Source organism: Actinomycetota bacterium (genome assembly GCA_030019255.1).
In the GTDB taxonomy this organism is placed as follows: Bacteria; Actinomycetota; Geothermincolia; order Geothermincolales; family RBG-13-55-18; genus Solincola_A.
The window spans coordinates 1-15,195 of record JASEFK010000004.1 but is presented as its reverse complement, the minus strand read 5'-3'; the positions used below and the strand labels follow the sequence as shown (position 1 = coordinate 15,195).

The window sequence follows — 15,195 nt, the reverse complement described above, 5'->3', positions numbered from 1 at the left end:
TAATTTAGAGGCGCGAGGGCCTATAGCTCAGCAGGTTAGAGCGCACCCCTGATAAGGGTGAGGTCACTGGTTCGAATCCAGTTAGGCCCACCAGAAAGGAAGGCTTTAGTGCCTTCTTTTGTTATTACTGAAAGTAGGTTCCCCGCCTGGGAGTGTCGAAATCGCCCTACAGAGGTTCAATTGAGCCCTTCCCGTCCTTGATAGACGATGACACAGGACGCGAGACGCTCCGCCGTTTGCGTCTTCGCTGAAGCCACCTCCGTAAGAAGCAAGATGCCCCCTGGCGAGGCATGAGCATCAACCCTTCGGGATCGCAGCTATCCAGGGTCTCAGATCCCCGCCGAGTAGGGCATGAGGTCGGCGAAGTAGAGGGTCAGGGTGCCGGCGGTGAGCGTGAAGCGGGATAGTCCGTCCCATCGTCGCAGGCAGAGGAAGGGAAATACCCAGAAGAGATACCAGGAGAGAAAGTAGGAGCGTGTGAGGAGGAAGACCAGGGCGACGAGGAACCAGCACTCCGGGAAATCGCGCTCCGACCGGCATCGCAGGGAGAAGTGTGCCAGGGCCGCCAGGAAGATCAGGTTGAAGGCCAGGGAGCATAGGACGGAAGCCACGAAAAAGGCAGTCCGCAGCTCCAGTCGGAGGATCAGGTGCAGCAGTCCTCCTAGGGCGGCCAGAAGCCACCCGGCGGGAAGGTTGTAATTACGGAGCTTCAGGTTTTCCAGGAGTGGGGAGAGGGTCCTGATCCCCTCCCAGAAAGGAGCGTAAAAGGCAAAGAAGACGACCAGGAAGATGAGGCCCAGCAAAAGCGTCTCCTTGAGCCAGCTCCGGAGGTCTTCCCGCTTCCGGAACAGGTAGAGGATGTAGGAGGCCATGAGGATCAGGGTGATGTACTTGACCATGAAGGAAAAGCAGAGGAGGAGAAACCCAGAGTACCTCCTCCCCCTGAGGAGCAGGGCCAGCGCGGCAAGGGCCAGGGCGGCCATGATGACGTCGTTGTGCGCGCCGCCCGTCGAGTGGATGAGTATCAGGGGGTTCCAGGCATAAAGTACGGTCCCGAAGGCCTGTCGGCGCGGGGCATGTTTTCCCAGGATATACCAGATGAGGAGGATGCAGGCGAGGTTGAAGAAGGCGGCGGTCGATTTGAAGAGATAGATCCCCTGGGTGATCTGGTTTCCAGCCATGCGGGTGAGGAGCATGGAGAGCAGGGTGAACAGGGGGCCGTAGACCACGGGAGTGTTTTTCCAATAAAGGCTGGTCAACGGGAAGAGGGGGTCGGCGGCGAAGCGCTGGGGAGTGACCAGGTACGGGTTATGGCCGTAAGCGGTGGCGATTTTCCCATAGAACATGTAGGAGAACACGTCCCGGCTGAGCAAAGGTGGAATGAACAGCAGGATGAGGTTAAGAAAGAGCCACACGGAGAGGATGGAGGGAAGCCCCCTGGGGCGGTGGCGGAAGATGTGGATCGCCCACAGGTAGCAGAGCACCAGGAGCAGCAGAACGACGTATAGAAAGAGGCGCAGCCTCAAGGGACCGGCGTTCTGGAAGCCGCATACCTCCAGGAGGTTTCGCAAAAAGGCATTCCTCTGTGCGGCCATGTGGATGGTGGACATCTTGCCGATGGCCCCATTGGGCGCCAGCGAGGAAAGTGCGAGGGCCATGTAGAGGAAGAAGGTGAGACACAGCATCCCCAGGTAGGCCAGCTCGGACCTCAGGACCCTTGGTGGGAAACCCCTCGGCCCGTCGACGCCCTTTTCCGCCTCCCTCGCCGCCATGGCCCGCTCCGGTCCGCCTGCCTCTTAATCCGCAGGGGAGCCTCCGGACAGGAGGCAGGCGCGGACCTTCCCGTCCGGGGAGGCGCAATAGACCCAGCCGTCGCTCACGTAAGGGCGCTGGGCGAACTCGAACCCGGCCACATATATGCGAAGGCACCTTCCCGTATTCACGTCCAGCTCCAGAAGCCGGCCCTCCGGGTAGTAGGCATAAACCGTCCCGGCAGATGAAGGCTCCACCGCCAGCAGGGCGTTTCCGCCCAGGGCCCATTGGGCCCTTCCGTCCTCTATCGACAGGGCCAGCAGGCGGTCCGGGCAGCGGTCCAACAGGATATTCTTCCCCGCGAGGCATGGAAGGGAAGGGGTGAAATGGTACATACTCACCTCCCACAACTGCGCGCCGTTAAGGGCGTCCAGGGAATAGAGGCGCCCGTTGACCGTGGCCACGTAGACGCGGTCGCCGTCCAGCAGGGGAGAGGCGAAGACCACGCTGTCCACCGGGCGCGCCCAGGCTTCCCGCCCCGTGCTCATGTCCAGGGCCAGAACGGTGGACGTGGAGCCGGCGGTGAAGACCAGTCCATGCCCGGTGGCGGGAGGCGAGGGCGTCCAGCTGGCGGTGTCGTAGGACCACAGCAGGGTCCCGCTGCCGGAATCCAGCGCATAAAGGCGGTTGGAGAGGCCGAAGACGGCGTCGTTGTCAGCGAAGAAGAAGAGTAAACCACCATCCACGATTGGGGAGGTGAGTATCTCGCCCTGGGCGGTGAAGGACCAAAGCATGGCACCGCTTTCCGCGTCCAGGGCGTACAGGACGTGAGAGGTCGTTCCCACGTAAACGATGCCTTCCCAGGCGCTTGGGGAGCAGGATATCCAGGCATCCAGGACGCGGCTCCAGAGCACGTTTCCTGAGCGTGCATCCACGCAGAAAAGCGTTCCGCCCGCGGAGTCCGTTGAGGAGGCTGCGTAGAGCCTCTCCCCGTCTGGGAAAAGCCTTACCTGGCCTTTTCCCACCTCCAGCTCCCAGGACGGCCGCAGGCGGAGAACCTCCAGGCGTGCCAGCTCACGGAAAAGTTCCGTAAAGACGTTCCGGGGAGGGGAGAGAGGGCCCGGCTGCGGCCCGGATGCCTGTCCGGCCGGCGCTGCCCCGGCCCGCCTCGCCCCCCTTACCGTGAGGGCAACGAAGGAAACCGCGAAGGCGATGAAGAAAATGGCCAAAAACAGCTTGAGCCAGGCCACCCAGCGCTGCTCCATGTCGCCTCTCCTCCATCAGCACATCCGGGTCTAGCTTGCCGCCCGCGCCCCTTCGCCGCTCCTCTAATCTATAGCGTCACGCCCCTCCTTTCAATGCCGTCCCCGTGCGGCGGGAAAAGGGGGTGGGACGTGCCAGGGAAAGCAGGGGCCGGCCCAGCGTGGGAGCCCGCCGTGTACGGGGGCATCGCCTCGCCCGGGGGGCAGTGAGGTCCGGGAAGAGGGGGTGCCTAGGCTCCACGCCGAAAACGTCGGGGAATGCGGCGGTGGGGTGTTCGAGGCGTAGACGGCGCGGGCCGGTGGGCCTGGCGCACGTGGACAACCAGGCCTCCCCACGATCACGTGGCCGGGAGAAACCGGGAGGAAGGGGAGGGGATCGTCGGGGAGGCGGCGGCCGCTCAGGGGGTCGACTCTTCCTCTCCGGAAATACCGATGAACCTGGCTAATTTTTCCAGCTTAGGCCTGATCACCGCTTGGCAGTAGGGCGCCTCCTGGTTTCTCTCGTAGTACCGAAGATGCTCATCCTCTGCAGGGTAGAAGGCTTCCAGCCTACCGACCTCAGTGACCACCGGGCGTGGGTAGCGGGTGGCCGCCTGGCGGATAAAGTCTCTTACCTCGCGCCCCTGTTCCTCGGTGGTATAGAGCACGACGGACCGGTACTGCGTCCCCACGTCCGCGCCCTGCCGGTCGCGGGAGGTAGGGTCGTGGCAGGCGAAGAAGACCTCCAGGATCTCGCGCAGGGAGATGCGCCGGGGATCGTATTCCACCAAGACCACCTCCGCGTGGCCGGTCTTGCCGGAACAGACCTGGCGGTAGGTGGGATTGGGAACGTTGCCGCCCGCGTATCCTGGCGTCACGGATACGACGCCGGGAAGGCGGCGGAAGACGGCCTCCGTGCACCAGAAGCACCCTCCGCCGAGAATTATCCTTTCCACCGCGGGAACGAAAAGCAGGGACAGGGAATTGACGCAGTGGCGCACGTTCTTGGGTGTGAACCCCTCGCCTTCGAACACGTGGCCCAGGTGGGCACCGCAGGAGGCACAGGTGATCTCCGTCCTCCTGCCGTCTGGATCAGGGCGGCGCTTCACGGCGCCGGGGATCTCGTCGTCGAAGGCCGGCCAGCCGCACCCGGAGTGGAACTTGTCCTCGGAGCGGTAAAGGGGCGCCCCGCACCGGCGGCAGGTATAGGTGCCTGGCTCGAAATGATCGGTGTATTCCCCGCTGAAGGGCGGCTCCGTGCCCCCGTGCACGATAATCCTCTCCTCTTCCCTCGTGAGCTTTCTCCAGGCCATCGTTCTCCTCCTCCACTCGTGCGCCTCGGGCGCCGGGGCGATTCGCCTTCGCAAAGCCTTCACCTAAGGGTAACCGGGTGGCTTGATCGCCGAAAGGCCTTTGGTCAACTTCCCCGGGCCGCGAAAAACCCGGGGAGTGTGGAGACAACCGTCCCGTCGCGAAAGGGCCTTTACGCCGAGGCAAGAACTTGCGCTTCGGTTACCGCCTTCCCGGTACCCCGCGACGCTTGAAGGCCGTCACGGGCGGTCGGCAAGCAGGGGCCAGGGCTCCCCAGGCCCGGTTTGCGGGGAACGACTTTCGTCGACGGATTAGCCGGGAAGATCCTTCACCGGCCCGCCGCAGCCGGCGCGGAGATCCGGGTCCACCGTTTCCCGGCTCCAGGTGATATGCTTAGTTGTCGTGAGCCTTGGTATGGCATATGAGAGTCGGACTCCTTTTCCTGTACACCCGGAAAAACGAGAGACGGGCCTGCCTCGGCGGAAGAAAGCGCGGACACAGTGGACGTGGGCTGAGATGGGATCCAGCGCAAGGGGCAGCCCCGGGAGAAGGGAGGCATCGGTCGTGAGGATCAGGAAGAACGGATTGGCGGCGAAATTGCTGGCGAGCGCGTTCCGGGTGGCCTGGCTGGCTGCTCCGGCGCACTGGGGCGACGTGTTCATCGCCGAGGAGAGCCGGGTCCGCCAGCGCATGCTGAAGCTCTACGCCCGCTTCGAGGTGCAGCTGCTGGCCTTCTTTTACTGGCTCCTCGGCCGGGACTTCATGTCCAATCCGTGGGTGAGAAAGTTCTTCTATTATGCCCTGGCCAAGTTCATGGCTGAGAGGGCCATCGTGAGCCAGGTGATGACCCTGGGGGAGATGGAGGAATTCATCCGGGAGCTTCCCGACGACGGCCGCATCGCCGTGGGGCCCTGCCGCTGCCGGCTGGCCACCGGGGCCTGCGACCACCCCCTGGAGACGGACATCGTCATCCTCACCGGCGCCCCCATCTGGCTGGAGCTCTTTCCCCGGGACTACCGGGTCATCGACAAGGAAGAGGCCCTGCGCATCGTGCGGGAAAGCAACGAGAAGGGCCTGGTGCAGATGCTCGACCGCCACATGTACTTCCGCGGAAGCGCCAACTACTTCGTGATCTGCAACTGCTGCGCCTGTTCCTGCCTCCCCATCATAGGCTACCGCGTCTTCAAGCAGGATGGCTACCATTATATTCCATCCAGGTACCGCTCGACGGTTGACCCGGAGAGGTGCCAGGGCTGCGGGACATGCGTGGAGGTGTGCGCCTTTCGGGAGCGCTCCCTGGTGGAGGGCAGAGCGAGGGTCGCCGACTGCCAGGGCTGCGGACTGTGCGTGAGGTTCTGCCCCCACCGGGCCAACACCATGGTGCCGCGGCGAGAAGCTTGTCCATTATGAGCCTTCCATATGAACCTCGACGAATAAATGCCGATGTCGATTCCTCCGGGATTGCCGGTTTTGTGGCGGCGCATATAAAATAATTTGGCCTCAAGCCGGAACGGCGCGTGATGACAAGCGGTACGAGGTGCAGAATCGAGGCGCACCGGGAGGATGGAGGCGCGCCCCGGGCATGAAGGCGCAGGTCCTGAACGGCCTGGAGGCGCAGGGAAACCGGTTACACGGCAACGGAGGATTTTTATTGAAAGACAGGGCCCAAGGTCACTTGCGGGAAAAACTGAACCCGGAGCTGCCGGCCTCGGCGCGCGTGGTGGTGGTCGGGGCGGGGGTCATCGGCTGCGCCATCGCCCGCGAGATAACCCGCTACACCCCGGACGTGGTGGTCCTGGAAAAGGAGAACGACGTGGCCTGCGGGGCCAGTAAGGCCAACAACGCGGAGGTGCATTCCGGCATAGGCGAGGAAGTGGGGACCCTGAAGCAGAAACTCAACGTCCGAGGCAACTACATGTACGACGAGTTCGTCGCCGGCCTGGGGGTGGACTTCAAGCGGCAGGGCCTGCTCATCGTGGTCACCCCCCGTTCCGTGCCACCGGAAGTTGCGGAGAAAATGAGCCCGGAGCAGCTGGATGAGCTCCTGCGGGTGAGAATACCGGAGGGCATCGTGGCCTACGGGGAAGCCGCGGGCATCAAGGGGTTACGGGTATTGTCCCGCGAGGAAGTGCTGCGACGGGAACCCAACGTGACCCCGGAAGCGGTTTCCGGCGTCTTCGATCCTAACTACGGCTTGGTGTGCCCCTACAAGCTGACCATCGCCCTGGCCGAGCACGCGGTGATCAACGGGGCCCGGGTCTTTCTCAACACCGAGGTCACCGGCATCCGGGTGGAGGACGGCGAGGTGAAAGGCGTGATCACTAACCGGGGTGAAATAGCCGCTCCCCTGGTGATCAACGCCGCCGGGGTCTTCGCTGACGAGGTGGCGGAGATGGCCGGGGCGGGAGGCTTCCGCATCCACCCGCGCAAGGGAGCCACCCTCCTCTTCGACCGCCAGGTGACCAGCGAGTACGTGCGCTCCAGCGTGGCCCTCTTCCGGATGCCGGGCATGAAGAAGGAACGTTCCAAGGGGGGCGGGGCCATGCCCACCGTGGAGGGCAACCTGCAGCTGGGCCCCACGGCGGTGGAGGTGGAGGACAAGAACGACACCTCCATCTCCGCGGAGGAGATAGAGGAGATCTTCGAGCGCTTCCACTACCTTCTGCCCTCCTTTCCCAGGGAGGCGGTGATCTCCGCCTTCAGCGGCGTCCGCGCTCCCACCTACGAGGAGGACTTCGTCATCGAGGCCTCGGATAAGGTGCGCGGCTTTGTGAACGTGGCCGGCATCCAGTCCCCGGGACTGGCCTCCGCCCCGGCCATCGTGGAGATGGTCATGGGCTTCCTCCACGAGCTCGGCATACCCCGCGAGCCCCGGCCGGACTTCGACCCGGTACGACCGGCCACCCCCCGCTTCGCCGAGCTTGACGACCGGGAAAGGGACGCCCTGATAAGGAAGGATCCGCGGTGGGGCAACATCGTCTGCCGGTGCGAGTACGTGACCGAGGCGGAAGTCCTGGCGGCCATCCATTCCCTCATTCCCGCCACGGACATGGACGGCGTGAAAAGGCGCACCAGGACCGGGATGGGGCGCTGCCAGGGCGGATTCTGCGGGCACCGGGTGGCGGCCATCCTGGCCCGGGAGCTTGGCATACCCATAACCGAAGTCACAAAGAGCGGTGGGCCTTCGCCCCTCTACCTGGGGGAGACCAAGGATTTCCTGTGCTCGGAGAGGGTGGGCCATGGCTAAGGTCAGGAAGCCGGACCTGGTGGTCATAGGGGCTGGGCCGGCGGGCCTGGGAGCAGCCCTGGCCGCGCGGGAAGCCGGCCTCCGGGACGTGATGCTCATCGAGCGCGACGTGGAGCTGGGGGGCATCCTCCCCCAGTGCATCCACGACGGCTTCGGGTCCATCGTCTTCGGCGAGACCCTCACCGGCCCCCAGTACGCGCAGCGTTTCATTGACCGGGTGGAGAAGGCGGACATGGACATCAAACTGAACACCATGGTCCTGGACCTGCGCCCGGACCGCAGCCTGACGGCCGTAAATTCCCGGGACGGGATCCTGGAAATAAAACCCAGGGCGGTGGTCCTGGCCATGGGCTGCCGGGAGAGGACGCGCCACCAGGTACTCATCCCCGGCTACCGTCCCGCGGGGGTGATCTGCGCCGGGGCCGCCCAGAGGGACATCAACATCGAGGGCCTCATGCCAGGCCGCCGGGTGGTCATCCTAGGTTCCGGGGATATCGGGCTGATCATGGCCCGGCGCTTCACCCTGGAGGGAGCGGAGGTGGAAGGCGTGTACGAGATCATGGACCACCCCGGCGGCCTGACCCGCAACCTGGTGCAGTGCCTGCACGATTACGACATACCCCTCCACCTTTCCCACACCGTGACTTTCATCCACGGCAGGAAGAGGGTGGAGGCGGTGACCGTCTCCCGGGTGGACGGGAACCTGAAGCCCATGCCGGGGACGGAGAGGCTGGTGCCCTGCGACACCCTAGTTCTTTCCGTGGGGCTCATCCCCGAGAACGAACTCTCCAGGAGGGCGGGGGTGGTGCTCGACCCGGCCACCGGCGGGCCGGTGGTGGACGAGCGCATGGAGACCTCAGTGGAGGGCATTTTCGCCTGCGGGAACGTGATGAACGTCTTCGACCTGGTGGACTACGTTACCCACACCGCGGAGGTGGCCGGGCGCGCGGCGGCGGAGTACGTCCTGAGGGGCGTCGCGCGAAAGCCCGAGGCCCTTCGCGTGCGACCGGGAAGGAACGTGAGGTTCGTGGTGCCCCAGCTCCTGCGGGGGTACGGCGGGGAGGTCTCCTTCTACTTCCGGGTAAGCCGGCCGGAACGGGCGGTGCGGGCCCGGCTGGTAACGGGCGGCATTCCCCTGGCAGCCAAAAGGGCCAGGATGGTTCGTCCACCCGAGATGGTAAGACTGAGGGCGGACCCGGAGAGGCTGGTCGAGGCCCTCTCGAGGGGAGACCTGACGGTGGAAGTGGTGCCGGAGGACGAGGGGCCGGAGCGTCAAGGATGAGGAAAAAGCACTACTACACCTGCATCAACTGCCCGCTCAGCTGTTCCCTGGAGCTGGTGGAGGAGGACGGGGAGATACTCGAGGTCACCGGCCAGGAGTGCGAGGCGGGGCGGCGCTACGCCGAGGAGGAGTTCCGGGATCCCCGCCGCATGGTGACCACCACGGTCAGGGTGCGAAACGGGATACTCCCACTGCTTCCGGTGGTCTCCACCGCGCCCATCCCCAAGTCCCTGGTCCGGGAAGCCGTGAGGGCCCTTGCGGATGTCGAGGTGGAGGCGCCGGTGCGAGATGGCCAGGTGATCTATAGGGACATCCTGGGCACCGGCGCAGACATGGTGGCCTCACGCCGCCTGGACCGCCTCGACTGACGCATGGACGAACCACGACGGCCCATCGCGACTTCGCTGTTCATGGTATCCGAATCCATATAACTGGTACGCATGAAGCGGGTATATTGAACGCTTCCCGCCCCTGTTGCGGTTGATACCTGTCAACCATGGAGGGACAGTCTATCGTCTTGACAATTAATTTATATGCTATTAACATATAGATGTAACAGACATAGATAATTATGCAAAAAAGGCTTATCGGCGGGCTCCGGCGCGACCCGCGGGGGACCGCAAGGGTAGGCAAATGACCGCGAGGAGATGAAGAAGCGATGTCCGTCACGGCCATGGTCATAGATTCCCTGGTGGCGATCTGCCTCGTGGTCTCCCTGCTCAAAGACAGGGGAAAGACCAGGACGGCCTTGCGCATCGCCTGGAACGCGGTCAAGCGCATGGGCCCGAGCGTCCTGGCCGTCATCGCCGTGATAGGCCTGATCGTGGGCTTCATCCCTGCCCGATGGATAGCCTCCACCATCGGAGGCGAGAGGGGGGCCCTGGGGCTGCTCATCGCCGCCGCCCTGGGCTCGGTGCTCTTCATCCCCGCCCTCATCGCTTTCCCGCTGGCCAGGTCCCTCCTGGACATGGGCGCGGGGGTGATGTCCATGGCCGCCTTCATCACCACCCTGACCATGATCGGGTTCGTCTTCCTTCCCCTGGAGATAAGGGAACTCGACAGGCGCTTCGCCCTCCTGCGCAACGGATTGAGCCTCCTGGTGGCCCTGGCCATAGCCGTCCTGATGGGACTCATCCTATGACCGCCGGAGGAACCATTATGCAGGTCGGGATGGGCTTCAAGCGGGTTCCGGTTGTGGGTTTACTGCTGCGGGCAAGAACGCAAGTGGATGGCTAGGCGGATGGGAGGTCCGGGTGGCGAAGGAGCCGTAATGTGCCGAATGAAGGCCGGAAAGGGATGGGACATGGTGGGCCGTCGCGGAAGACACGGAAGACTTTGCATCCGCCCACCCTCCCGTTCGGGGCGGGAGACGGGTGGGGATGGACGAGGAAAGGCTTGACGGGGTAGGCTCCACGAATTTGCAGTCGGGCGCCCCGTAGGGGGGTGTGGGCCGGACGCACGAAGGAAGGGTTTATGGCTGACGGAAGGGACGTGAGCCGGGTCGTCCCGGAAGGAAACGCGGGACCGCGAGCGAAGCGGGGCAATCCGCCCGGAGGGTCGGGCGGTCCGGGGAGGCCGGCGGAGGACAGGATACCTTGGAGGAAGAGGGTGAGATGGGACCTGGTCCTCCTGGCGGCGTCGGTCGCCGGCTTCGCCTGCCTCTCTCTGCTTTACCGGGACAAGGGGTCCAGGGCCCTGCGGGTCTCGTGGGAGTATTTCCAGGAACTGGTTTTTATCCTCCCGGCGGTCATGATCCTGATGGGTCTTTTCGCGGTTTGGGTCAGGCAGGAGGTGGTGGTGAAATACATGGGCCGGGAGTCGGGGCTGGGCGGGCTCCTGCTTTCCATCTTCCTGGGCACCCTGCCTACGGGACCGCTCTACGTGGCCTTCCCCCTGGCGGCCATGCTTCTCAAGAAGGGGGCCCGGGTGGCCAACGTGATGGTCTTTCTTTCCGCATGGGCATGCATAAAGCTACCCCTGGAGCTCATGGAGCTCCAGTTCCTGGGGTGGAAGTTCACATTCCTGCGCCTGGTCCTCACCGTGGCTTTGGTCATCCCAATGGGGCTGGCGGCGGAGGCCCTTTACCGCTCCGGAGGGGAGGCAAAAACGGAAGCCCTTCCGACCTCGGCCGAGGGGGTCGAGGGTGGAGAAGCGGATCAAGATTGAGCGGCGCCGCGTCCGGTTCCTGGAGCTTCCAGCCTGGGCCCCACCGCGGGAAAATTCATAATGGCCGGATCCGATTTCCCCTCAAACCTGCCGCCGATCAACCACGCCCTAAGCCGGTACACGGCCTCCTCGGTATTAACGCAGTCTCCGGCCGGTGGGAGAAGGGCCCCCAACGATGTAGCGAGCGTTGTATCTTTCGTAATACGCGGTTCCTTGTCTGGGGCCGCGGGGAGCCCGCCAGGGATATTGCCTATCTTCCTCCTCAACCTGTGAGGGAGAGGGCCAGGAGGGCGGCGCCCAGGGTTCCGCCGTCATCCCCCAGGGTGCTGGTGAGGATTCTCGCGTGCTTTCGGCTTATGGGTATGGCCATCCCGTCAACGGTGAGGCGCATCTCTTCCTCCATGTACCCGAAGCAACCCAGGAGGCCGCCGCTCAGGGTGACCGTATCGGGATTGAAGATGTTGATGATGGAAGTAATGCCCACCCCCAGGTGCTTCCCGGCGTCCCTCAGGATGGAGAGGGCCAGCTCGTCTCCCTCCGAGGCATGGCGCCCCACGGCTTCGGCGCGGAAGGAAAGGGGGTCGGCGCGGAACTCGTCCAGCATGGGCGACCTCTTCTTGGTCCAGGAAAGCTCCTCCACCCGCTTGTAGATGGCCACCCCGGAGGCCAGGGCCTCCAGGCAGCCGCGGGCGCCGCAGTTGCAGATGGGGCCGTTCTCGTCGATGATCATGTGCCCCAACTCAGCGGCAGCGCCCTGCGCCCCCCGGTAGACCTCTCCGTCTATCACGATGCCCCCGCCGATGCCCGTCCCCAGGGTGAGATGCACCAGGTAGCGCGAGCCCCTGCCGGCCCCCAGCCTGGCCTCAGCAAGGGCGGCGACGTTGGCGTCGTTGTCCACCACCACCGGGAGGTCGAAGGCTTCCTGGAGGATATCCTTTACCGGCGTTTCATGGAGGGGGTGGTTGGGGGCCTCGGTGACCACGCCGCGTTCGAAATCGATGAAGCCCGCGATCCCCAGGCCGATGGAATCCACCGTGATTCCTCGGGAGCGGGCCGATTCGAGAAGTCGGGAACAGGCGGATACGATGCCTTGGATAACCGTCTCCGAGGAGGTGATGTCCGTGGTGCTCCGGTACCTTTCCACTATCTCGCCCTGGTGGTACAGGATGCCCGCCGTCTTGGTCCCGCCGAGGTCCACGCCCAAAACCGCCAAGGTACACCTCCCATCTTTTACCAAACATCCGTGCAATACCCGCCGACATCCTCATAACGGGGAAACAATCCCTTTATATCATCCCGCGGCCGGGACAACAAATCTGGCCGCCACCCTACAGCCACCGGGTAGCGGGTTAGGCGTGAATCGCTCCACGCGGGATGAACCGAGCCCCGCTTTATTCGCCGGAAGGTGCCGAGCGGTCGGCGAACGAGCCGCTTTGGGACCGCACGGGTCCTGGCAGGTTGCCTTTGCCGCCGGGAAGCGGGTCTACCTCTGCGGTGGAAGATGGAGGAAGGGACGAAGGGGGTAACCGACTCCGCTGGAAAGCGGTGGGACTCCTATCTATAATAGATTCTGCCGCGATTCTGCCGCTGCGAGGAGCTTGCAGCGCGAAGCAGGTCCGAGACGGAAGGGTGTCCGAGTCTGGCCTAAGGAGCACGACTGGAAATCGTGTGGGTGGCGAAAGCCGCCTCGAGGGTTCGAATCCCTCCCCTTCCGCCAGAAAAAGAGGCAATTCACGATAAACCCCGTGGGAGGATCGCCCGACTGGGGAATCAAGGTAGGGTGGCGAAAGCCGCCTCGAGGGTTCGAGTCCCTCCCCTTCCGCCCATATCGCATTCCGGATAGAAGCGACATGAAGAACGTACGCCTCGAGCCGCCGCTTGGGCGTCGAGGCACTCGACATGTTTCGCGGAATGGGTAAAACTGGGGTCGACGGTCATCGGTCTTGTCCGGGATAACGTCCGGCGAGGTAGCCCGGGGAGGGGGGGACATGAAAAAGGGACGAAGAAAAAAACGCAGGACCTGGGTGGCTTGGTTGTTCCTGGCCGTCTTCGCCCTGGCCGTCGGCCTTTCCCTCATCTGGGAGGGGCCGCGGGCGGTTTACGTCCACGCGGTGGTCATCTGCCTGGACTGCATCGGACTGATATGACACCGGGTGGGCAAGATGCGCGGCAGGAGAATCTCCCAGCTGGCGGCGCTTTTAGTCCTCAACCCCTATTTCCTTTATTTCTCCTCCCGCTCCGTCTACAAGGGGGGCCTGAAAGGCGTCTGCGTACCCGGCCTGAACTGCTACGCGTGTCCTCTGACCGTTTTCGCCTGCCCCATCGGCAGCCTCCAGCACTCCTTCTCCCTTCTCTCCGGGAAGGTGAAGGGCTACCTGGCCCAGGGGTTCGGCGTCCTGCTCTACGTCCTGGGGTCGGTAGGGCTGGTGGGGGCGGTGGTGGGCAGGATGCCCTGCGGTTGGATCTGCCCCTTCGGCTTCCTCCAGGAACTAGTGTACAAGGCGCCGGTGCCCAAGCTTCGCCTACCCCGCGGGGCGAGGTGGGGAAGATACGCCTTCCTCCTGGGGCTGGTGGTGGTAGTGCCGCTGCTCACCGCGGAGAGCTGGTTTTCCCGCCTCTGTCCCATGGGTGCCCTGGAGGGAGGCATTTTCCTCAAGGCGGTCCCTCCTAGGGATCCCCTGCCCCCCACGGGATGGTTCTTCTGGTTGAAAATAGGCATCTTGGCCGCTTTCTTCCTGTGGTTCATGTTCTCCCGGCGCCCCTTCTGTCGTTCCGTGTGTCCCCTGGGGGCCTTGCTCGGCTTGAGCAATCGAATCAGCCTGTACCGCATGGAGGTGGACGTTTCCTCATGCAGCGAATGCGGGAAATGCCTTGAGGTATGCCCGGTAGACATCAACATCTTCGAGGACCCCAACTCGGCGGATTGTATAAGGTGCCTGGAGTGCCGGAAGGCGTGTCCGCGGGGTTCGATAACCGGGGGGTTTCGGGTTTCGCGCTCCCCTAGAAACGGAAAACAAAAGGTTCACCGCGAAGGAGAAAGTTAAAAAGTTAAATGCTGCTTAACATCTTGTTAACAATTTCGCCTGAGAATGGGATAAGGAGGACGCTTCGGGCGCCGGCCCCGGGAGCCCGGCGGGGCACCGATGGGAGGAAAGGCGGGGGAGAGCGCTCCTCAGGCCGGAGCGGCTCCGGCGCGGAAAGCGCCCGTGGAGAGGATGAGCGTTTTAGGAAGGGAGGGATGAAGGATGAAGAGAGCTTTCGTCCTGATAGGAATGGTGGCCCTGGTGATGGCCTGCTCGGTGGTGCCCGCCCTGGGCCAGGAAGGTCAATCCGGCGGGGAGGGGCGCCTGCAGGAAAGGCTCCAGGAGCGGTGGAAGTTCATCCAGCAGCGCATAGAGCTGATCATCACCCGCTTCAACAACAACCAGCAGAGGCACCGCGAGGTGTACGAGCGGGTCAAGTCCACGGTGGGCGAGTTCCTGGAGAAAATGAAGACCAAGGGCTCCGACGTCTCCAAGCTGGAGCAGGACCTGGCCACCTGGAAGGGCATGTTCGAAGAGTTCGCCCAGGATTACCAGGCTTTCATCCAGAAGCTCGAGGAGATCGCCGCCCTCTCTCCCGAGCAGGCGCAGGGCAACTTCTACTCCCTGCTTCACGAGGCGCGCCAGCTCCTCCGGGTGGTGCGCCAGGACGCCATGGATATCCGCCTCTTCTACCAGCAGACCATACGCGCCGACATCCAGGAGCTGCGCGGTCAGCTCCCGGAGTCGGCCTGACCGGCTTCCGGTTGCCGTGGGGGGTGTGGAAATGGAGAGTAAAAAGATCCGCAAGGCGCTAAGCTTGGGACTGGCCTCCCTGGCTCTCCTGGCTTTGTCACTCGTGGCCTCTTCCTGCTCCAAGGAAGAGGGAGGAAAGGGCCCGGCGCCCTCGCAGAGCGAGGAGGTCCAGGTGGAGGTGGCCGACCGTTCGGACGTGGATGGCCTTCTCGAGAGCCTGGACCAGGCCATGGAATCCGTGAGCCTCGAGGACTTCTCCGATTCCCAGCTGAGTGATGGGGAGCTGGGCCTGTGATCTTGGCTTGGGGGGACATTAAGGTTAAAATATATTAGTTGGTGGCGCCGTTCAGGCAGCGGCGCGGGACGTGCGCCCGTAGCTCAACTGGATAGAGCGACGGACTACGGATCCGTAGGTTGGGG

14 protein-coding genes and 2 tRNA genes are annotated in these 15,195 nt (G+C 63.7%); 12 read left to right on the top strand and 4 right to left on the bottom strand.

Features of this window, described 5'->3' with window-relative positions:
* Positions 1-16 precede the first annotated feature (16 nt).
* A tRNA-Ile gene (locus QME84_04310) sits at positions 17-93 on the top strand.
* A gap of 236 nt (positions 94-329) precedes the next feature.
* On the opposite strand, the gene mptB is transcribed toward QME84_04310, so the two are convergent.
* The 3 genes from mptB to QME84_04295 all read right to left on the bottom strand — a co-directional run bounded on the left by mptB (position 330) and on the right by QME84_04295 (position 4,306).
* Positions 330-1,772, bottom strand: a complete 1,443-nt coding sequence (gene mptB, locus QME84_04305; GenBank protein ID MDI6873490.1) for a polyprenol phosphomannose-dependent alpha 1,6 mannosyltransferase MptB — start codon at positions 1,770-1,772, stop codon at positions 330-332.
* Between the two features lie 24 nt (positions 1,773-1,796).
* Complete coding sequence (locus QME84_04300; protein ID MDI6873489.1) at positions 1,797-3,017, bottom strand: PQQ-binding-like beta-propeller repeat protein; 1,221 nt, start codon at positions 3,015-3,017, stop codon at positions 1,797-1,799.
* Between the two features lie 395 nt (positions 3,018-3,412).
* On the bottom strand, positions 3,413-4,306 hold the full coding sequence (locus QME84_04295) for a bifunctional methionine sulfoxide reductase B/A protein (protein ID MDI6873488.1): 894 nt from the start codon (positions 4,304-4,306) through the stop codon (positions 3,413-3,415).
* 562 nt (positions 4,307-4,868) lie between these two features.
* On the opposite strand from QME84_04295, the gene QME84_04290 reads away from it, so the two are divergent.
* From QME84_04290 to QME84_04265, 6 genes are all read left to right on the top strand, one after another.
* The gene (locus QME84_04290) at positions 4,869-5,714 is read left to right on the top strand and encodes a 4Fe-4S binding protein (protein ID MDI6873487.1); all 846 of its coding nucleotides are present in this window, start codon (positions 4,869-4,871) and stop codon (positions 5,712-5,714) included.
* A 241-nt stretch (positions 5,715-5,955) separates the two neighbouring features.
* Entirely contained in the window at positions 5,956-7,551 is a 1,596-nt protein-coding gene (locus QME84_04285; GenBank protein MDI6873486.1) for an NAD(P)/FAD-dependent oxidoreductase, read from the top strand.
* Complete coding sequence (locus tag QME84_04280) at positions 7,544-8,833, top strand: FAD-dependent oxidoreductase (GenBank protein MDI6873485.1); 1,290 nt, start codon at positions 7,544-7,546, stop codon at positions 8,831-8,833. The genes QME84_04285 and QME84_04280 overlap by 8 nt, the downstream gene beginning before the upstream one ends.
* Positions 8,830-9,201: a DUF1667 domain-containing protein gene (locus QME84_04275; protein MDI6873484.1), complete on the top strand. Its 372-nt coding sequence runs from the start codon at positions 8,830-8,832 to the stop codon at positions 9,199-9,201. Before QME84_04280 ends, QME84_04275 begins: the two co-directional genes overlap by 4 nt.
* A gap of 290 nt (positions 9,202-9,491) precedes the next feature.
* On the top strand, positions 9,492-9,974 hold the full coding sequence (locus QME84_04270; protein MDI6873483.1) for a permease: 483 nt from the start codon (positions 9,492-9,494) through the stop codon (positions 9,972-9,974).
* Positions 9,975-10,306: 332 nt separating this feature from the next.
* On the top strand, positions 10,307-10,999 hold the full coding sequence (locus tag QME84_04265; protein MDI6873482.1) for a permease: 693 nt from the start codon (positions 10,307-10,309) through the stop codon (positions 10,997-10,999).
* A gap of 262 nt (positions 11,000-11,261) precedes the next feature.
* Here QME84_04265 and QME84_04260 read toward each other — a convergent pair whose 3' ends face one another.
* Positions 11,262-12,212, bottom strand: a complete 951-nt coding sequence (locus QME84_04260) for an ROK family protein (protein ID MDI6873481.1) — start codon at positions 12,210-12,212, stop codon at positions 11,262-11,264.
* A 410-nt stretch (positions 12,213-12,622) separates the two neighbouring features.
* Between QME84_04260 and QME84_04255 the strand changes: the two genes are divergently transcribed.
* The 5 genes from QME84_04255 to QME84_04235 all read left to right on the top strand — a co-directional run bounded on the left by QME84_04255 (position 12,623) and on the right by QME84_04235 (position 15,070).
* A tRNA-Ser gene (locus QME84_04255) sits at positions 12,623-12,716 on the top strand.
* 271 nt (positions 12,717-12,987) lie between these two features.
* Positions 12,988-13,146, top strand: coding sequence for a hypothetical protein (locus tag QME84_04250; protein MDI6873480.1), 159 nt, complete (start codon positions 12,988-12,990; stop codon positions 13,144-13,146).
* 15 nt (positions 13,147-13,161) lie between these two features.
* Positions 13,162-14,043, top strand: a complete 882-nt coding sequence (locus QME84_04245; protein MDI6873479.1) for a 4Fe-4S binding protein — start codon at positions 13,162-13,164, stop codon at positions 14,041-14,043.
* A 201-nt stretch (positions 14,044-14,244) separates the two neighbouring features.
* Entirely contained in the window at positions 14,245-14,775 is a 531-nt protein-coding gene (locus QME84_04240) for a hypothetical protein (GenBank protein MDI6873478.1), read from the top strand.
* A gap of 31 nt (positions 14,776-14,806) precedes the next feature.
* On the top strand, positions 14,807-15,070 hold the full coding sequence (locus tag QME84_04235; GenBank protein MDI6873477.1) for a hypothetical protein: 264 nt from the start codon (positions 14,807-14,809) through the stop codon (positions 15,068-15,070).
* Positions 15,071-15,195 lie beyond the last annotated feature (125 nt).